The sequence below is a fragment of the Aquibium oceanicum genome (assembly GCF_001889605.1).
GTDB lineage: Bacteria > Pseudomonadota > Alphaproteobacteria > Rhizobiales > Rhizobiaceae > Aquibium > Aquibium oceanicum.
Genome location: NZ_CP018171.1, coordinates 1,513,350 through 1,530,993 on the forward strand (window position 1 = coordinate 1,513,350; position 17,644 = coordinate 1,530,993).

A 17,644-nucleotide genomic window follows, 5' to 3' on the forward strand; every position below is an offset into this window, starting at 1 on the left:
TTCTCTTCGTTCCGCCTCAGGTAGGGCGCAGCCCCGCCTTCGCCACCCAGGCCTCCGCATCGGCGAGGCCTTTTTCGAGGCGGTCGAAGAGCTCGGTGAGCTCGGCCTCGGTGATGACCATGGGCGGGCAGAGCGCGATCGTGTCGCCGATGGCGCGCAGGATGGCGCCGTGGCCCTCGAGGATGCGCGCCACCTGCGGGCCGACGCCGCTCTTGGGGTCGAAGGGTCGCTTCGTGGCCTTGTCGGCGACGAGCTCGACGCCGCCCATCAGGCCGCAGTAGCGCGCCTCGCCGACCAGCGGGTGCTGCGCGACCCTGTCCATGCGCGCGGCGAAGACCGGCGCGAGTTTTCGCACGTGGCCGATGATGTCGCGGCGCTGGTAGATCTCGATTGCCTTGACGCCCAGCGCGCAGCCCAGCGGATGGCCGCCATAGGTGAAGCCGTGGCCGAAGGTGCCGATCTTCGCGGAATGGTCGACATAGGCCTGGTAGATGTCCTCCGGCACCATGACGGCGCCGAGCGGCGCGTAGGCGGCGGTCATCTGCTTGGCGGCGGAGATGGTGGTGGGCGTCATGCCGAGCGACTGGCAGCCCCACCACTCGCCGGTGCGGCCGAAGCCGTTGATCACCTCGTCGTCGATCAGGATGATGTCGTGCGCGTCGAGCACCTCCTTGACGGCGGCGTAGTAGCCGGCCGGTGGCACGATGACGCCGCCCGCGCCCATCACCGGCTCGGCAATCATCGCCGCGATGGTGTCGGGGCCCTCGCGCTCGATCAGGTCGGAGAGCGATTTCACGATGCGCGCGGTGAACTCCGCCTCGCTCTCGCCGTCCTGGCCGAAGCGGTAGTAGTGCGGGCAGTCCGTGTGGAGCACCCGGTCGACGGGAAGGTCCCAGCCCATGTGGTTGTAGGGCAGGCCGGTGAGTGAGGCCGACATGATCGTCACCCCGTGATAGGCCTTCTGCCGCGAGATGATCTTCTTCTTCTTCGGCCGTCCGAGCGCGTTGTTCATGTACCAGGCGAGCTTCACCTGCGTGTCGTTGGCCTCCGAGCCCGACGAGGTGAAGAAGACCTTGGAGATCGGCACGGGCGCGATCTCCTTCAGCTTCTCGGCCAGCTCGATGGCCGGCTCCATGCCCTTGCCGCCGAACAGGTGGTAGTAGGGCAGCGTGCGCATCTGCTCGGTTGCGGCCTCCACCAGCTCCTCCTCGCCGAAGCCCAGCCCCGCGCACCACAGGCCCGACATGCCCTCGATGTATTCCTTGCCGCGCGTGTCGTAGACATAGACGCCCTTGCCGCGCTCGATCACCGTCGGCCCGTTCTCGCGTAGCTTGTGCAGCGGCGTATAGGGATGCAGCAGCGCCTCGACGTCGCGCGTCTGGATGTTGGAAAGCGGCGGATGGGTGTTCATGGGGGAGCTCCGGTGGATCGCGCGATGCTATCGTGTGTGCGGTGCGAATTGAACCCGCGCCGCGTACTGGTGCAATCGATTTGCCGCAGCGCTCCCGCCTTGCCTCAGCGCGTGCGCAGGCCGTCAACGAACACGTCGACGAGGCGCAGCGCCGCCGGCTGCCAGTCGCCGGACCCTTGCGAATAGTAGATGCCGAGCAGCGTGCGCAGCAGGTCTTCGGGCGGGATGTCGGAGCGCATGGCGCCGGCCGCCACCGCGCGGTCGAGCAGGAGGCGGATCGCTCCGGTCAGTCGCTCGAAGGAATAGGCCCTCAGGCCAGGCGAGGCGGCCGCGACGAGCTGCAGCGCTTCCATCATGCCCTTCTTGGTGGCGACGAGCCGCACGTTGGCGTGAAACCACCGGCGCAGCGCCTCCACCGGATCCGGGTCCTGGGCATACTGTTCGGCCAGCGCGCCGAGATGGTCGACCTCGTGGCGGTAGACCGCCTCGAACAGGTCCTCGCGGGTCGGAAAGTGGCGGTAGAGCGTCGCGATGCCGACGCTGGCCTGCCGCGCCACCGCTTCCAGGCTCGCCTGCGGGCCGCCCGCGCTGAAGATCTGCGCGGCCGCCTCGAGCAGCCGTTCGCGGTTGCGGATGGAGTCGGCGCGGAGCTTTCGTTTTGCCTTGTTCGGTTCCTGCACCATCTTTTTGTCCCGCGGGGCTGCTCGCCCTCTTGATAAACGGAGGCTCCCTCCGTATAAATACACCTATCGGGAAACGCACTTCCAATCACGAATCCCGTCCGGGGGTCGCGACCGCGACCGGCCCGCCTCGACTTTCCAAGCCGCCGAGCGGCGACTTCGTTCCCAACATACATCTTCTGATCGGAGTACCACATGTCACTCTCCATCAGCATTACCCTCAATGGCCATCCGCACGAAATCGCGCTGGACGACCCGCGGGTGACGCTTCTCGACCTCCTGCGCGAACGGCTGGACCTGACCGGCACCAAGAAGGGCTGCGACCGCGGCCAATGCGGCGCCTGCACCGTGCTTGTCGACGGGCGGCGCATCAATTCCTGCCTTTCGCTTGCCGCCAGCCTCGACGGCGCCGAGATCACCACCATCGAGGGCCTTGCCGACGGCGATGTGCTGCATCCGGTGCAGGCCGCCTTCATCGAAAACGACGCGTTGCAGTGCGGCTACTGCACGCCGGGCCAGATCATGAGTGCCGTTGGGCTGATCGCGGAAGGCCATGCGGGCGACGACCCCGAGCGCGTGCGCGAATTGATGAGCGGCAATATCTGCCGCTGCGGCGCCTATCACGGCATCGTCGAGGCGGTGCTGGAAGCGCAAAAGACGATGGCGCAGGACAAGGGGAGGGCCGCGGCATGAACCGCTTCGATTTCATCCGCCCCGCCAGCGTGGCAGAGGCGGTCGCGGCGGCTTCCGAGCCGGGTTCGGCCTATCTCGCCGCCGGCACCAACCTCCTAGACTTGATGAAGATCGGCGCCGAGCGGCCAGATCGGCTCGTTGACATTACGCGGCTACCCGGCCTCGGAAGTATCGAGTGGGATGCCGAAGGCGGCGTGCGCATTGGCGCGATGGTGCGCAATTCCGATCTCGCCCATGACGAGCGCTTCGCCCGCACCTTTCCTGCCGTCGCCGAGGCGCTGCTTTCGGGGGCTTCGGCACAGCTCCGCAACGCCGCGAGCGTGGGCGGAAATCTCCTCCAGCACACGCGCTGCGCCTATTTCCAGGATACCGCGAGCGCCTGCAACCGCCGTGTGCCCGGCTCGGGATGCGACGCGAGGGAAGGCGAGAACCGGCTTCACGCGGTGCTCGGCTGGAGCGAGCACTGCATCGCCACGCACCCGTCGGATTTCTGCGTGCCGCTGGCCGCGCTCGACGCGGTCGTCGAGGTGGAAGGCCCCTCCGGCCGCCGCGACGTCGCGGTCGACGACCTCCACCTTCTGCCCGGAGACACGCCGCAGGCCAGGACCGCGCTTGCGCCGGGCGAACTCGTCGTGGCACTGCGTATCCCCGCCGGGGCGACGGCCTTCGCGGCACATTCGCGATATCTGAAACTGCGCGAGCGCACCTCCTATGCCTTCGCGGTGGTGTCGGCGGCGGTGGCGATCGAGATGCGGGGCGACACGATCGGCGGGGCGCGAATCGCGCTCGGCGCCGTGGCCGCAAAGCCCTGGCGTGCCCGGGCCGCCGAGGCCTCACTGGAAGGGGCGCGCCCGTCGGCGCAGGCCTTCGCGGAAGCGGCGAAGATCGCGCTGGCCGACGCACGACCCTCCGGCGACAACGCCTTCAAGATCGAACTGGCGCGCCGCCTCGTCGCACGCGCGATATCCCTCGCTTCGCAGGGAACGCCGGAAGACATGCCCGCTCTTCCGGCCTCGCCCTTCTCGACAATTCCGGGAGCCACCAATGTCGCCTGAGACACCATCCCCACAGACAGTCCGCTTCGGATCGAATGCTGGCCAGCCCCTGACGCGCCGCGACGGCGTCGCCAAGGTCACCGGCCGGGCGACCTACGCGGCCGACAATCATCCCGACGGGATACTCCATGCGGTCGCGGCCGTGAGCAGGATCGCGCGCGGACGCGTCACCTTCATGGACGTGGAGGCGGCGAAGGCGCATCCCGGCGTCGTGGATGTGCTGACGCCGTCGAACCGGCTGACGCTTTCGCACGATCCGAACGAAAAGATGCCGCCCTTCGGCTTCCGCGTCGAGGTGCTGCAGGACGACACGGTGCGCTACGTCAACCAGCCGATCGCGCTGGTGGTGGCCGAGACGCTCGAGGCCGCCGTCGAGGGTGCCGCGCTCCTCAACCCGAAGTACGACGCCGAACCCGCCCGCACGACGCTCGGAAACGGCGTGCGCTTCGACCCGCCGGCCGTCGGCGTCGGCGCTCCTCCGCGCACCGCCTATGGCGACGTGGAAGCGGGGCTGGCGGCGGCATCCAAGGTGGTCGAGTTCGACTGCGACACGCCGGCCCAGTACCACAATGCGATGGAGCCGCATGCGGTGGTCGCCGAGTGGGACGGCGACCGGCTGATGCTCGACATGCCGAACCAGGCGCTGGCGATGAGCTGCGCCTCCTACGCGGCCTATTTCGGCATCCCGGCCGCGAACGTGACGATCCGCTCGCCCTTCCTCGGCGGCGGCTTCGGATCGAAGGCCATCATCAATGGTCCGCAGATCCTCGCCATCATGGCCGCGCGCATGCTGAAGCGCCCCGTCAAGCTCGCGCTGCCGCGCGCGCAGATGTACGGCCCGGTCGGTCATCGCGGGCGCACCTGGCAGAAGCTGCGGCTCGGCATGGACGATGCTGGCCACCTGACCGCGCTCCATCACCGGACCATCGCCGCTACTTCAAGCTTCGACGACTTCCTGGAGCCGGCGGCAAACGCCTCGCTGCCGCTCTATGCCAGCCCGGCGATCCTCGCCGAGCACCAGGGCGTGCGTCTCGACACGGGCACGCCCGGGCCGATGCGCGCGCCGGGCGAGGCGTCGGGATCGGCGGCGCTCGAAGTGGCCATGGACGAGGCGGCCGAGGCCTGTGGCATGGACCCGCTCGCCTTCCGCCTCGCCAACTATGCCGAGACGGAGCCGGGCAGTGGAAAGCCGTTCTCCTCCAAGGCGCTTCGTGACTGCTACGAGCAAGGAGCGGAGCGCTTCGGGTGGTCATCCCGCCCGCTGGCGCCGCGCCAGATGCGCGACGAGGACGGTTTCCTCGTCGGCTGGGGCATGGGTACTGCGGTCTTCCCTTGCCCGCAATTCCCGGCTGCGGGCCGCGCCACGCTGCGTGCCGATGGCACGGCGCTGGTGGAGACGGCGGGCGCCGACATGGGGCAGGGCGCGTGGACCGCGCTCGCCCAGGTCGCCGCCGAGGCGCTCGGGCTCGATCCCGAAAAGGTCGAACTCCATTCAGGCGTCTCCACCCTTCCCGACGGCGGCGTGGCAGGCGGCTCGGCCCATACGGCCAGCGCCGGACTGGCGCTGCACAATGCCGGCGCGGAGGTGATCCGGGAACTGTCGGAGCTTGCCACCGCCGATGCGGCTTCGCCGCTCTTCGGTGCCGGCAACATCGGCGTCGTGGCGCGCGCCGGGCGGCTCCACCGCCGCGACGACGAGAGCCGCAGCGAAAGCTATGCCGACATTCTCGCCCGCGCCGGCAAGCGCGAACTCGTCGGCAACGCCAAGGCGGCGCGCGATCCGGCGGATGCTGCGGCGCATGCGATGTATTCGCACGGCGCCGTCTTCGCCGAGGTAAAGGTCGATCCGGATCTCGGGCAGATCCGCACCACGCGGCTCGTGGGCGCGTTCGCAGCGGGCCGCATCATCAACCCGCGGCTCGCCCGCAGCCAGTACTTCGGCGGGATGATCTGGGGTATCTCCTTCGCGCTGCTGGAGGAGGCGATCACCGACGAGAGGACCGGCCGGATCATGAATGCGGATCTCGCCGAGTACCACGTGCCGGTCAATGCCGACGTGCCCAGGCTCGATGCGATCCTGGTTCCGGAGGAGGATGCCTTCGTCAATCCGCTCGGCATCAAGGGCGTCGGGGAGATCGGCGTCACCGGCACGGTCGGCGCCATCGCCAACGCGGTCTGGCATGCGACCGGAGTCAGGCCTCGCCGCTTCCCCGTCCGGATCGAGGACGTGATCGGCGGACTGTAGACCGAAAGCTCGAGGCCGGCGGGACGGGTGCGTTTCGCCGGCCGGGAGACGGGCGGCTCAGGCTGCCATGCTTTCGGGCAGGTCCTTGAGGTGCCTCAGAAGACCGCCATAGGAGAGCGCCATGCCCGCGAAAGGGTTGGCGCTTCCTTCGGCGTCTTCGATGCGGACGGAGCGACCGTCGTCCTGGAGCAGGACCAGCACGGTCGACCGATCGTCGCCGCCGCCGACGCTGACGGCCGCGACGCGCTGGCAATCCTCGATCATGTGGGCGGGCATGAGGAACAGGAAGTGGCCGTCGGCCTTGTCGGCCGCATGGCGCACCGCGGCCTCGAAACCGCACTCGGCAATATCCTGCGAATTCAGGGAAAGTTCGAACTCGACGACTTCCAGGGGCGCGCCGTCATTGTTCTGGTTGTTTGGCCGCGTTTCCATGCGGGGTACTCCGTCTTCCTGATCGCCCCCGCATTTCCAAGCATGACCGTCAGAATGGCGTTATTGTGGCGCGGTCAAGGGCGGCGCTCCATCCGCCGGGACGACCGGGGTGCGGACCTCGTTCGCCTCGACGGGGTCATCTCGCCCGTTTGAATTCCCGCGCCGGAACCACGGAGCCCGTGGCCGGTTTGGGGAGGAACCCGGAAGGATTTCCATGCAGATCGGTGCCGCAACGTGGTAGAATGGCTTCTGGCCACAGTGCCGATCTTCAAGGCTGTGCACATCGTGTGCCTGAGCATCTGGTGCGGCGGCCTGATCGCCCTGCCGATGATGCTGGCGCGGCACGATCCGGCGATCGCACAGGACGATTATCATCTCATCCGCCGCGCCACTCACCTGACCTATACGATGCTCGTCACCCCCGCCGCGGTGATCGCGGTGATCGCGGGGACATGGCTCATATTCCTGCGGCAGGCCTTCGTTCCCTGGCTGTTCGCCAAGCTCGTCTTCGTCGCGCTGCTGCTGGTTCTCCATGCCTGGGTCGGCCACAGCATCGTGCGCATCGCCGAGGAGCCGGGCAAGCACAGGCCGCCCAATCCCTATCTGCCGCTGGCCGGAGTGCTCGCCTGCGCCTGCGCGATCCTGGTTCTCGTGCTGGGCAAGCCGGATCTCGGCTGGATCGGCTTTCCCGACTGGATGCTTCGGCCGAGGGGCGGTCAGCTGCCTTTCGAAGTGCCGAGACGATAATCGAAGACGAGCTTGCCGCCATGCCACCCCGTGAACCCCACGATGACCACGCAAAGCGCCGACAGGAGGATGCCATAGGGCAGCACCGCGTCTTCGTAGCCGTAGAGCCTGTGGCCCCAGTTCGTGCCGAGGAGCGCGAGCAGCGTCACGGCGATGATGAAGTGCGTCCAGGCCGCAGCGCGGGCGCGGATGCCGGAGACCAGAAGCAGTTCCGCCGTGCCGGAGAGGCCGGCCAGCATGCCGAACAGGAACCCGGTTCCCGCCGCCCACAGTGCGGCGCGCGCCCAGAAGGCTTCGCCCGTCCACCAGTAGAGGATGTCGGCACCGAAGGCGCAGAAGGTGAGCGCGACCGGAAACGACACGCTCATGGCATGGATCGGATGGCCCAGGATGGCGATCTGGGACTCGGTCTGGTCGTATCCCGGGTCCTGCGCGACGGGATCGATGAGTTTCTCGTCTTTCCCCTGGAATTCTTCGTTCGGCATCGCCGCCGTCTCCTTCGCGCTCTCCCGCTTCTCACAACGGTGGTTCTCGTTTCCGGTTGCGCCGGCCCGCTCTCGACCGTGGATCCCGCCGGACCCGCCGCGCGCGACATCGCCACGCTGTGGTGGGTCATGCTCGCCGGGTCGCTCGCCATCCTGGTGCTCGTGCTCGTCCTGCTCGCGCTGGCGTTCCGCCGCGGCCGCGACCCCGGCGCGGGGGACGAGGCGAGGCAGGAACGCCGCTGGATCGTCGGTCTCGGCCTGGCGTTCCCGGTCGCGGTCCTGCTCGCCCTCTTGGCCTACGGGCTGGTGATCGGCGAGCGCCTCCTGCCGCGTAGCGGGGCGGACGTCGTGGCGGTCGCGGCCGAGGCGCGGCGGTGGGAATGGTCCTTCTCCTATGACGACGCGCCCGGCCGCTCGACCCTCAACGTGCTGCACATACCGGCCGGCCGTCCCGTCGCCGTGGCGATCACCACGGCCGACGTCATCCACAGCTTCTGGGTGCCGCGCCTGGCCGGCAAGCTGGACGCGATCCCCGGCCACGTCAACGTGCTGCGCATCGAGGCGGACGCGCCCGGCATCTATGCCGGACGCAGCGCCGAGTTCAGCGGCGTGGGCTACATGGACCACGCCTTCACCGTGGTCGCCCACGATGCCGAAGCATGGCAGGCATTCCTCGGAGGCGCCGAATGAACGCTCTGAAGCGCCATCGCCGGCTCGATGCGATCTGGTCGTCACAGCCCGGCTGGAAGGGCTGGTTCTCCACTGTGAACCACAGCGACGTCGGGCGGATGTTCCTGGCGACGGCGTTCTTCCATTTCCTCGTCGGCGGCGTGCTGGCGATGCTGATCCGCGCGCAATTGGCCACGCCGCACTCGGCCTTCGCGGGGCCGGAGATCTACAACCAGCTCTTCACGATGCACGGGACCATCATGATGTTCCTGTTCGCCATCCCGACCTTCGAGGGCCTGGCGATCTACCTGCTGCCGAAGATGCTGGGCACGCGCGACCTCGCCTATCCGCGCCTCACCGCCTATGGATTCTGGTGCTACTTCTTTGGCGGCGCCATGCTCCTGCTCTCGCTGGTGCTGGGCATCGCGCCGGACGGCGGCTGGTTCATGTATCCGCCGCTGACGGGACCGATCTATTCGCCGGGCATCAACACCGACTTCTGGCTGATCGGCATCACCTTCGTGGAGATTTCCGCGATCTGCGCCGCCGTCGAGTTCACCGTCTCGATCCTGAAGTACCGCGCGCCAGGCATGTCGCTGGCCAAGATGCCGATCTTCGCCTGGTACGCGCTGGTCACCTCGCTGATGATCCTGACCGGCTTTCCGCCGCTGATCCTGGGGTCGATCCTGCTCGAGGTGGAGCGGGCGTTCGGGTTGCCCTTCTTCCAGGCCGAGCACGGCGGCGACAGCCTGTTGTGGCAGCACCTGTTCTGGCTGTTCGGCCATCCGGAGGTCTACATCATCTTCCTGCCGGCCGCGGGCGTGGTCTCGACGATCATCCCGGTGATGGCCCGCACGACGCTGCTCGGCTATGGCTGGGTGGTCGCCGCGGTGGTGGCGCTGGCCTTCCTGAGCTTCGGCCTGTGGGTCCACCACATGTTCGCCACGGGCATCCCGCACATGGGGCTCGCCTTCTTCTCGGCGGCCTCCACGCTGGTCGCAGTGCCGACGGGCATCCAGATCTTCGCCTGGATCGGCACGCTGTGGAAGGGGCGGCCGCAGCTCCATTTGCCGATGCTGCACATCCTGGGCTTCTTCGTGACGTTCGTCATCGGCGGGCTGACGGGGGTGATGGTCGCGGTGGTGCCGTTCGACTGGCAGGTCCACGACACGGCCTTCGTCACCGCGCACCTGCACTACGTGCTGTTCGGGGGCTTCGTCTTCCCGATGCTTGCCGCCATCTACTACTGGCTGCCGCTGGCGACCGGGCGGAAGCGCTTCTTCCGCCTGGGCGAGGTCGCCTTCGCGTTGGTGTTCTTCGGCTTCCACCTCACCTTCCTTGCCATGCACTGGGTCGGGCTCATGGGCCAGCGGCGCCGGATACCGACCTACGCCCCCGAGGACGGCTGGACGACGATCAACCTGATCTCCTCGATCGGCGGCTTCATCATGGCGATCGGGCTTGCGATCGTGTTGCTGGAGGTCGTCCTGCACATGACCACCCGCCACCGGGTCGCTCGCAATCCCTGGCGGTCCGGGTCGCTCGAATGGGCCATGACTTTGCCGCCGCCGGCCTACAACTTCGCCAGCCTGCCGCATGTCGAAGGCCGCGACCCGCTCTGGGCAGACGAGGCACTCGCGGTGCGCCTGGCGCGCGGCGAGGGGTATCTCGGCGATCCGCCGGACGGGCAGCGCGAGACGCTGACGGTCGACATCGCCACCGGCGACCCGGACTACCACGTCGTCTACCCGGCCAACACGCGCCTGCCGATCGTCTTTTCGGCGGTGACGGGCCTGTTCTTCCTGTCCCTGCTGCTCAAGGTCTACTGGCTCACGCCCCTCGCCGTGGCGGGGGTGGCGGCGGTCGGCTGGGGATGGGTCTGGACGCTGGGGCGCAGGGAGGATCCGGGCACGCAGGATGTCGGCCGCGGCGTGCGGCTGCCGAGTTCCGATTCGGTTGCCCGTTCGCCGGGCTGGTGGGGATCGCTGTTCCTCCTGGTCGCCAACGCCACCTTCTTCGGCTCGCTGCTCTTCGGATACGCCTTCCTGTGGACCGTCGCACCGGACTGGCCGCCGCCGGCCCTGATCGCCCCGTCGCTCTTCGTCGTCGCCGTCGCGCTCGCCGGGGCCGCGTTCGGCGTCGCCGGTATCGCACTTGCGGACCGCGCGAACCGCCGCGGCGGTGCGCCGGTCTCCGGTCTCGGCATTGCCCTCCTCGGCACGCTGGGAAGCGCGGCGGCGTTCGCCTGGCTGATGATCGGCACGCCCGATCCTGCCGGACACGCCTATGGCGCGACGCTCTTCGTACTCGGCGCATACGGCCTCTTCCATGCCGCGCTCGCTGTCCTCATGACCTGCTTCCTGATCGCGCGGCTGCGCAGCGGCTTCATGGCGCCTGGCCGAGCGGCTGGGCTACCCATCGTCGGCCTGTGGATGGCCTACCTCGCCCTCGTGACGGTTCCGATCCTGCTGGCGGCCTATCTGCCGTGGGTCCTCGCATGAACGACCTGCTGCGTATCCTGGCCGGTCCGCTCCTCTGGCTCGCGACGTTCAGCGCCGTCTACGGGCTGAACGGGGTCGTTTGCGGCGTCTGCGCCGGAGGAACCGCGTTCGGCGACGTGTCCTTGCCGCGCGTGATCTTCGCGGTCGCATGGCTGGTCGCGATCGGCCTGCAACTCGGCCTCGTGGCGGCGCTCCACACGGCCCGCTTGGGTTCGCGCTCAAGCTTCGTGCGCGTCGTCAGCCGCACGACCGGATGGGTCGGCCTCGCGGCGAGCCTCTGGACGCTCTTCCCGACCGTCGTCACGTCCTCCTGCCTCTGATCGCTTCCAGCGGCTCCGTTCTCTGCCGTCTGCTTCGCCTGCGACACGGCGCAAATTGCGCCGCAGTGCGAATGCGGCTACTGGACAAAGGAACGGCCGCCTTGAGAATGGCGGCCAGGAGAGCGCCGAACCGGGAGGTCGTTTCATGCAGGGTCTGATGCAGCAGTGGCCGCTGCTCTGTCACAAGATCATCGATCACGCCGCGCACCAGCACGGCGACCGCGAGATCGTCTCGCGCTCGGTCGAGGGGCCGATCGTTCGCACCACCTACCGCGAGGCGAGGGAGCGCTCGCTCAAGGTGTCGCAGCGCCTTTCGCGCGACGGCTACAAGCGCGGCGACCGCATCGGCACGCTCGCCTGGAACACCGCGCGGCATCTCGAAAGCTGGTACGGCATCATGGGCATGGGCGGCGTCTACCACACGCTCAACCCGCGGCTCTTCCCCGACCAGATCGCCTGGATCATGAACCATGCCGAGGACAGGTGCCTCTTCGTCGATCTGACCTTCATGCCGCTCGTGGAGAAGATCGCGCCTTTGGTGCGGAGCCTGGAGAAGGTGATCGTCTTTACCGACGCCGCGCACATGCCGCAGACCGCGCTGCCGAACGTCGTGGCCTACGAGGAATGGCTGGCCGAGGCCGACGGCGACTTCACCTGGGTGGAGACGGACGAGAACGAGGCGTGCGGCATGTGCTACACGTCTGGCACCACGGGCGACCCGAAGGGCGTGGTGTACAGCCACCGCTCGAACGTGCTCCACGCCATGATGGCCTGCATGCCCGATGCCATGGGCATCTCCTCGCGCGACGTTATCCTCCCGGTTGTGCCGATGTTCCACGCCAACGCCTGGGGCCTTGCCCAGAGCGCGCCGATGATCGGCGCCAAGATGGTGATGCCGGGCGGCAAGATGGACGGTGCCTCGATCTACGAGATGCTCGACACCGAGAAGGTGACATTCACCGCCGCCGTGCCGACGGTGTGGCTGATGCTGCTCCAGTATCTCGAGGAGACCGGCAAGAAGCTGCCATACCTGAAGAAAGTGGTCATCGGCGGCTCGGCATGCCCGCGTGCCATGACGGAGAAGTTCCAGAAGAACTACGACGTCGACGTGATCCATGCCTGGGGCATGACGGAGATGTCGCCGCTCGGTTCGCTCGGCACCATCAAGCCGGAATACGCGAACCTCGAGGGCGACGCGCTGCTCGACGTCAAGGAGAAGCAGGGCCATGCGCCGTTCGGCGTGGAGATGAAGGTCACCGACGACGAGAATCGCGACCAGCCGTGGGACGGCAAGACCTTCGGCCGGCTGAAGGTGCGCGGGCCTGCGGTGGCATCGTCTTATTACGGCGGGGCGGGTGCCGAGCAGTTCGATGCCGAAGGCTGGTTCGACACGGGCGACGTCGCCCATATCGACCCCCTCGGCTACATGCAGATCACCGACCGGGCCAAGGACGTTATCAAGTCGGGCGGCGAGTGGATCTCGACCATCGACCTGGAAAACCTCGCAGTCGGCCACCCCGACGTGGCGGAAGCGGCGGTCATCGGCGTCGCACATCCCAAGTGGGACGAGCGACCGCTGCTGGTCGTGGTCAAGAAGCCGGGCAAGGAGCCGACGCGCGAGGCAATCCTCGACTACATGAAGGGCCGCTGCGCCAAGTGGTGGCTGCCCGACGACGTCGTGTTCGTGGCGGAGATTCCGCACACGGCCACCGGCAAGATCCAGAAGACCACGCTGCGCGAGCAGTTCCGCGACTATCGGCTGCCCGCGGCTTGAGGAACGGCGTGCATCATGCCCTGCCGTGACGCCGGCCAGCCGGCTGGGCGTTCCGGCCGGTCCGGCCACGGGTCGCAGTGACGATGGCAACGAGAGTGACGATCGAACGGCGTCCGTCGCGGGCCTGCGAATGGGCGTCGCGGCTGGCCAGGTTCGCGGCGGTGCTCGCGATCGTCGGCGGGCTGTCGCATCGCTACGGGCTCCTGGAGACCGTCCCGTTCTTCTGGGTCCTCGGCATCATCGGCGTGCTCGCGGTGGTCGCGGTCGGGCTGGCGATCGCCGGCTTCATCGACGTTTGGGAACATGGCGACAAGGGCGGACGCAAGGCGCTGGCCGCGGGGCTCCTCGCCTGCGCGATCCTCGTGCCGTTCGGCCTCGGCGGCTGGCGCGTCTTTGAGTATCCGCGCCTGGTCGACGTCACCACCGACACGGAGGACCCGCCGTCCTTCCGCTCGCTGGCCCTCCTGCGGCCTCCCTCGGCGAATACGATCGGCGCGATCGACGCCAACACGGCCAACCTCATCGAGACGAGCTACCCCGACATCAGCGGTCGTCGCTACGCGGTGTCGCCCGACCGCGTCATGCAGGCGGTTCTGGCGATCATGGCCGAGCGGGGATGGCAGGTCGTCGCGACGCGCGGCATCCCGCAACAGGACAGCGAGATGACCATGGAAGCGCGGGCCTTTTCCCGGTTCATGCGGTTTCCCGCGGACGTGGCGGTGCGGCTGACCGACGAAGGCGCCTCGACCTTCGTCGACATGCGCTCTGCCTCACACTATGCCCAGCACGACCTCGGCGACAATGCCGACAGGATCAGTCGGTTCCTGACCGAACTCGACGCGGCAATGGAAGCGGGCACGCAGTAGGGCTACGGCAGCAGGCTCAGGTCTCCGGAGGCTGTTCCGGTTCCTCCTGCACCACCTGCTCGACCACGAAAGCGGCGGTGAGGCCGTGGATGAGGGTAGACAGAAGGATGGTGAGCGCGATCGTGGCCCATAATTGCCCTTCGTTGACGAACTCCAGATGGCTGGCGGCATAGCCCAGATAGTAGATCGAGCCGACGCCTCGCACGCCGTAGAACGCGATCACCATGCGTTCCTTGGTGCGGGTGTCGGTGCCGAGCAGCGACACCCAGGCGCCAACGGGCCGCACGACCAGGAGCAGGCCGATCGCGATGGCGGCGTGGCGCCAATCGAGTTCGGACCAGAGTTCGGGGAATATCCCGCCGACGAGCACGAGGAGCAGCGCGGTCAGCGCCAGTTCGATCGCCTCGTTGAAGCTGTGAAGTTTGCCATGAAACGCATGCTCGGCCTTGATGCGCCGCATCGTCAGGCCGGCGACGAAGCAGGCGATGAAACCGTAGCCTTCCAGGATCTCCGTCGCGCCGTAGCTCACGAGCACGCAGGCGAATGCGAGCACGCCCGAGCCGGTATTGGCCAGCACGTTGTTCCTCGGGATTGCGAAGAGGACGCGACCGAGCAGCCAGCCGGTGGCGACGCCCATCGCGCACCCGACGGCGATGCGGTAGAACACATCGAGCAGCAGCCAGTCGCCGAGGATGGCAGGGATGGAAAATCCGACCGAGCCGACGAGAAGCCCTAGATAGACGAAGGGGAAGGCGAGGCCGTCGTTCAGCCCGGCTTCCGTGGTGAGCGCGAAACGGATCGGATGTTCACCGCCTTCCGTCGGCGGCCCTACCTGCACGTCGCCGGCCAGCACCGGATCGGTCGGCGCGAGTACGGCACCGAGCAGGATGGCTCCGGCAAGCGTCATCCCGGCGAAATTGTAGCCCATGAAGGCAACGGCCGCGATGGTGATCGGCATGGCGATCACGAGCAGCCGCACGGTTGGCTGCCAGCGGCGGTAGCTCGACAGGTTGTCGATCCTGAGGCCTGTGCCGAACAGGGCCACGATGACTGCAAGTTCGCTCGTCAGCTCCCAGAAGCGCGGTGAGTCGCGCGGATCGAGCGCCTGGGGCATGCCCGGGACGAGCGAAAAAGCCGCCATGCCGAAGAGGATCAGAAGGCCCGAGGCCGCGGGCTCGCGGCCCGAAAAGAATCGCGGCAGCCACAACGCCAGGACGATGCCCAGCCCGATCGTGAGCATGGCTACGTGGTAGGTGTTGAAACCGAAGAAGGGCTCGTCCTGCATTTTGCCTCAAGGTAGGAGGCGCTAGCGCCCTGCTGGCCGATCAACACCCGATGCGACCGACGGTTCCCATCGCGCCGACGCACCCGCATTGCCGGCCACGACAGTGTGGGTCAGCCGCCAAAACCGAAGTACCAGACCGCGACGGGTACCGCCAGCAATACGATCAGCGAAAAGACCACGAGTGCGCCGTCGCGGGTGAGCAGACCGGCAGCGAAAAGCGCGATGACGGCGGAAGCGATCGAACCGGAGGTGGGGATGACCTCCATGAAGGGCATGAAGAGCGTCAGCCCCAGGATGAGGAGCAGCGGCAGGAACAGCCAGGGGCGATGCAGGAAGAAGGTCAATCGCGCCTTTAGGAAGCGCTCGACGAACGCGATCGGCTTGCGCAGCCAGGCGATGCCCTTGCAGAGCTTTTCCGTCGACATGCGGCGGCGGGTGATGAACGATGGCAGCCAGACGCTGTCGCGCCCGAAGATCATCTGGACGACCAGGATGAAGGTGATCCCCGCGACCACGGTGGTGATGCCGGGGATCGCGCTCGCCGGCGAAGTCGAGATCAGCGCGAAGACCAGCATCAGCGACGCAAAGGACTTGTGACCGAGTTCCTCGATGACTTCCTGTACCGTGATGCTGTCGTCGTGGGTGGACTTCTCGAGACGGTCGAGAACGTCGCTCAGCGCATGCGTACGCTCCTTCGGCATATTCACTCTCACTTCCGTTCGGCGGGAAACGCCGCAGCGTGAAGAGGCGTTCCCTCGGTGGGGCGGCTTTGTCGCCACTGGAAGCGGGACGGCAATCGCGCTCAGGCAGGGAAGTAGCTGGAGTCGATGGAAACCTCGCCCTCGGTGGTGACGCAGCTTCGTGCGACGAGGTCCTCCAGATGGGCGAGCAGCGACAGCCCCGCCGCGCCGTGCAGCCGCGGATCGGTGTCGCGGTAGATCGTGCGCACCATGTCCGGAATCGTCCGGTCGCCCGACCGGAGCCGGTCCATGATCGCGGCTTCGCGCATCTTGCGGTGGGCGCGCAGCGCGCGCACGAACTCGGCCGGCTTGTGCACGGGACCGCCATGTCCGGGGAAATAGATTTGGTCCTGCCGTTCGAGCAGTTTCGTCAGCGACGTCATGTAGTCCGACATCGATCCGTCCGGCGGGGCCACGATCGAGGTCGACCAGGCCATCACGTGATCGGCGGAAAACAGGATGCCCGTGCCCTCGAGCGAGAAGGCGCAATGGTTGGCCGCGTGGCCGGGCGTGTGCACGGCGCCGATCGTCCAGCCGTCACCCTCTACCGCCTCGCCGTCGGCAAGCGTCCGGTCGGGGCGGAATTCGGTGTCGGCGCTCGCATCGAGCGGATTGACCTCGCCAATCCTCAAAGGCCGCGCGGCGCGGTGCGGGCCTTCCGCGCAGACGATCGCCCCGGTCGCCTCCTTCAGCCGTGCAGTCAGCGGCGAATGATCCCGATGCGTATGGCTGACGAAGATGTGGCTGACGGGACGGTCGCCGATGGCGGCGATCAGCGCCTCGAAATGCGCGTCGTCTTCCGGCCCGGGGTCGATCACGGCGAGCGTGTCGGTGCCGACGAGATAGCTGTTGGTGCCGTGGAAGGTGAACGGACCCGGGTTGTTCACCGTCAGCCGGCGCACGTCGGGAGCGACCTCCACGGGTTCGCCGTAGGCGGGTTCGAAAGCCGTCACGAAATCGATGGCCATCTAGCGGAGGAAGAGATTGGGGAAGGCATGATGCATGGCGGTTGTCGGATAACACGGAACCTCATATAGGGGAACCAGCGGCCCGTCGGGTCCCGTTCAACACAATGGAGTCGTCCATGTCGGCAGCGATCGCAATGCGTCCCCTCGCCAGCCTCGCCATTCCGCAGAGCGGGGCCTCCCGCTTTGCCGTACAGGCACTGCTCGTGATCGGCGGGACTCTCCTGCTGACGCTTTCGGCCAAGACGAAGGTCGTGCTGGGCCCCGTCGACATGTCGCTGCAGACGCTTGCCGTGCTGCTCATCGCCACGGCTTTCGGCGCCCGGTTGGCCGTCGCTACCGTGATTCTCTACCTGGTCGAGGGCGCGATGGGCTTCCCCGTCTTCCAGAGCACGCCGGAAAAGGGCATCGGCCTCGCCTACATGATGGGCACCACCGGCGGCTACCTCGCCGGCTTCCTGGTCATGGCCGCCATCGCCGGATGGGCCGCGGACCGGGGTTTCGACCGCTCGCCGTTCAAGCTCTTCGGGGCGATGCTCGTCGCTGAAGCCGTGATGCTGTCGATGGGCTTCGCGTGGCTCGCCACCTTCATCGGCTTCGAAAAGGCCTGGTTCTTCGGCGTCCAGCCCTTCCTCGTGCCCGACCTGATCAAGGTCGCGCTCGCCGCCGCGATCGTGCCGGCGGTCTGGAGCCTCGTCCCGCGCAAGGGCTGACCGAAGACCCGCTCCTTCCGGTCCGGGCCGTTGCAGGCCTGGACCTTGCTGCTACGACCGGCC

At 67.5% G+C, this 17,644-nt stretch carries 17 protein-coding genes; 10 read left to right on the forward strand and 7 right to left on the reverse strand.

The window, feature by feature from the left end:
• Positions 1 to 16: 16 nt before the first annotated feature.
• Positions 17 to 1,411 carry an aminotransferase gene (locus tag BSQ44_RS07590; RefSeq protein ID WP_072602696.1) on the reverse strand — a complete coding sequence of 465 codons (1,395 nt, stop codon included), beginning with the start codon at positions 1,409 to 1,411 and terminating at the stop codon, positions 17 to 19.
• 104 nt (positions 1,412 to 1,515) lie between these two features.
• Positions 1,516 to 2,094: a TetR/AcrR family transcriptional regulator gene (locus tag BSQ44_RS07595; RefSeq protein WP_072602698.1), complete on the reverse strand. Its 579-nt coding sequence runs from the start codon at positions 2,092 to 2,094 to the stop codon at positions 1,516 to 1,518.
• Positions 2,095 to 2,286: 192 nt separating this feature from the next.
• On the opposite strand from BSQ44_RS07595, the gene BSQ44_RS07600 reads away from it, so the two are divergent.
• From BSQ44_RS07600 to BSQ44_RS07610, 3 genes are read left to right on the forward strand one after another with little or no spacing between them, the layout of a single operon-like run.
• Entirely contained in the window at positions 2,287 to 2,784 is a 498-nt protein-coding gene (locus tag BSQ44_RS07600; protein WP_072602702.1) for a (2Fe-2S)-binding protein, read from the forward strand.
• The gene (locus tag BSQ44_RS07605) at positions 2,781 to 3,839 is read left to right on the forward strand and encodes an FAD binding domain-containing protein (protein ID WP_072602704.1); all 1,059 of its coding nucleotides are present in this window, start codon (positions 2,781 to 2,783) and stop codon (positions 3,837 to 3,839) included. The genes BSQ44_RS07600 and BSQ44_RS07605 overlap by 4 nt, the downstream gene beginning before the upstream one ends.
• Positions 3,829 to 6,084, forward strand: a complete 2,256-nt coding sequence (locus tag BSQ44_RS07610; RefSeq protein ID WP_072602706.1) for a xanthine dehydrogenase family protein molybdopterin-binding subunit — start codon at positions 3,829 to 3,831, stop codon at positions 6,082 to 6,084. The genes BSQ44_RS07605 and BSQ44_RS07610 overlap by 11 nt, the downstream gene beginning before the upstream one ends.
• A gap of 57 nt (positions 6,085 to 6,141) precedes the next feature.
• On the opposite strand, the gene BSQ44_RS07615 is transcribed toward BSQ44_RS07610, so the two are convergent.
• Entirely contained in the window at positions 6,142 to 6,516 is a 375-nt protein-coding gene (locus BSQ44_RS07615; RefSeq protein ID WP_072602708.1) for a hypothetical protein, read from the reverse strand.
• Positions 6,517 to 6,750: 234 nt separating this feature from the next.
• Here BSQ44_RS07615 and BSQ44_RS07620 point away from each other — a divergent pair, with 234 nt between their 5' ends.
• On the forward strand, positions 6,751 to 7,263 hold the full coding sequence (locus tag BSQ44_RS07620; RefSeq protein ID WP_072602710.1) for a CopD family protein: 513 nt from the start codon (positions 6,751 to 6,753) through the stop codon (positions 7,261 to 7,263).
• On the opposite strand, the gene BSQ44_RS07625 is transcribed toward BSQ44_RS07620, so the two are convergent.
• Complete coding sequence (locus BSQ44_RS07625) at positions 7,233 to 7,748, reverse strand: DUF2231 domain-containing protein (RefSeq protein WP_072602712.1); 516 nt, start codon at positions 7,746 to 7,748, stop codon at positions 7,233 to 7,235. The genes BSQ44_RS07620 and BSQ44_RS07625 overlap by 31 nt on opposite strands.
• A gap of 39 nt (positions 7,749 to 7,787) precedes the next feature.
• Here BSQ44_RS07625 and BSQ44_RS07630 point away from each other — a divergent pair, with 39 nt between their 5' ends.
• From BSQ44_RS07630 to BSQ44_RS07650, 5 genes are all read left to right on the forward strand, one after another.
• Positions 7,788 to 8,438 carry a cytochrome c oxidase subunit II gene (locus tag BSQ44_RS07630; protein WP_235633362.1) on the forward strand — a complete coding sequence of 217 codons (651 nt, stop codon included), beginning with the start codon at positions 7,788 to 7,790 and terminating at the stop codon, positions 8,436 to 8,438.
• The gene (gene ctaD, locus BSQ44_RS07635) at positions 8,435 to 10,918 is read left to right on the forward strand and encodes a cytochrome c oxidase subunit I (protein WP_072602714.1); all 2,484 of its coding nucleotides are present in this window, start codon (positions 8,435 to 8,437) and stop codon (positions 10,916 to 10,918) included. The genes BSQ44_RS07630 and ctaD overlap by 4 nt, the downstream gene beginning before the upstream one ends.
• Entirely contained in the window at positions 10,915 to 11,238 is a 324-nt protein-coding gene (locus tag BSQ44_RS07640; RefSeq protein WP_072602716.1) for a hypothetical protein, read from the forward strand. The genes ctaD and BSQ44_RS07640 overlap by 4 nt, the downstream gene beginning before the upstream one ends.
• A gap of 145 nt (positions 11,239 to 11,383) precedes the next feature.
• Entirely contained in the window at positions 11,384 to 13,012 is a 1,629-nt protein-coding gene (locus BSQ44_RS07645) for a fatty-acid--CoA ligase (protein ID WP_072602718.1), read from the forward strand.
• Between the two features lie 95 nt (positions 13,013 to 13,107).
• Entirely contained in the window at positions 13,108 to 13,878 is a 771-nt protein-coding gene (locus BSQ44_RS07650; protein WP_162276731.1) for a DUF1499 domain-containing protein, read from the forward strand.
• A gap of 16 nt (positions 13,879 to 13,894) precedes the next feature.
• Here BSQ44_RS07650 and BSQ44_RS07655 read toward each other — a convergent pair whose 3' ends face one another.
• From BSQ44_RS07655 to BSQ44_RS07665, 3 genes are all read right to left on the reverse strand, one after another.
• The gene (locus BSQ44_RS07655; RefSeq protein ID WP_072602722.1) at positions 13,895 to 15,163 is read right to left on the reverse strand and encodes a cation:proton antiporter; all 1,269 of its coding nucleotides are present in this window, start codon (positions 15,161 to 15,163) and stop codon (positions 13,895 to 13,897) included.
• Positions 15,164 to 15,273: 110 nt separating this feature from the next.
• Positions 15,274 to 15,864, reverse strand: a complete 591-nt coding sequence (locus tag BSQ44_RS07660; protein WP_072602724.1) for an exopolysaccharide biosynthesis protein — start codon at positions 15,862 to 15,864, stop codon at positions 15,274 to 15,276.
• 101 nt (positions 15,865 to 15,965) lie between these two features.
• Positions 15,966 to 16,871, reverse strand: coding sequence for an MBL fold metallo-hydrolase (locus BSQ44_RS07665; RefSeq protein ID WP_072602727.1), 906 nt, complete (start codon positions 16,869 to 16,871; stop codon positions 15,966 to 15,968).
• Positions 16,872 to 16,987: 116 nt separating this feature from the next.
• Between BSQ44_RS07665 and BSQ44_RS07670 the strand changes: the two genes are divergently transcribed.
• A complete protein-coding gene (locus BSQ44_RS07670) occupies positions 16,988 to 17,581 on the forward strand; it encodes a biotin transporter BioY (protein WP_072607923.1) in 594 nt (197 codons plus the stop codon).
• Positions 17,582 to 17,644 lie beyond the last annotated feature (63 nt).

Bases quoted from the DNA above. Each gene is read 5' to 3' on its own strand.
- BSQ44_RS07590 (WP_072602696.1), bottom strand. From the start codon at position 1,411: ATGAACACCCATCCGCCGCTTTCCAACATCCAGACGCGCGACGTCGAG.
- BSQ44_RS07595 (WP_072602698.1), bottom strand. From the start codon at position 2,094: ATGGTGCAGGAACCGAACAAGGCAAAACGAAAGCTCCGCGCCGACTCC.
- BSQ44_RS07600 (WP_072602702.1), top strand. From the start codon at position 2,287: ATGTCACTCTCCATCAGCATTACCCTCAATGGCCATCCGCACGAAATC.
- BSQ44_RS07605 (WP_072602704.1), top strand. From the start codon at position 2,781: ATGAACCGCTTCGATTTCATCCGCCCCGCCAGCGTGGCAGAGGCGGTC.
- BSQ44_RS07610 (WP_072602706.1), top strand. From the start codon at position 3,829: ATGTCGCCTGAGACACCATCCCCACAGACAGTCCGCTTCGGATCGAAT.
- BSQ44_RS07615 (WP_072602708.1), bottom strand. From the start codon at position 6,516: ATGGAAACGCGGCCAAACAACCAGAACAATGACGGCGCGCCCCTGGAA.
- BSQ44_RS07625 (WP_072602712.1), bottom strand. From the start codon at position 7,748: ATGCCGAACGAAGAATTCCAGGGGAAAGACGAGAAACTCATCGATCCC.
- ctaD (WP_072602714.1), top strand. From the start codon at position 8,435: ATGAACGCTCTGAAGCGCCATCGCCGGCTCGATGCGATCTGGTCGTCA.
- BSQ44_RS07640 (WP_072602716.1), top strand. From the start codon at position 10,915: ATGAACGACCTGCTGCGTATCCTGGCCGGTCCGCTCCTCTGGCTCGCG.
- BSQ44_RS07645 (WP_072602718.1), top strand. From the start codon at position 11,384: ATGCAGGGTCTGATGCAGCAGTGGCCGCTGCTCTGTCACAAGATCATC.
- BSQ44_RS07655 (WP_072602722.1), bottom strand. From the start codon at position 15,163: ATGCAGGACGAGCCCTTCTTCGGTTTCAACACCTACCACGTAGCCATG.
- BSQ44_RS07660 (WP_072602724.1), bottom strand. From the start codon at position 15,864: ATGCCGAAGGAGCGTACGCATGCGCTGAGCGACGTTCTCGACCGTCTC.
- BSQ44_RS07665 (WP_072602727.1), bottom strand. From the start codon at position 16,871: ATGGCCATCGATTTCGTGACGGCTTTCGAACCCGCCTACGGCGAACCC.
- BSQ44_RS07670 (WP_072607923.1), top strand. From the start codon at position 16,988: ATGTCGGCAGCGATCGCAATGCGTCCCCTCGCCAGCCTCGCCATTCCG.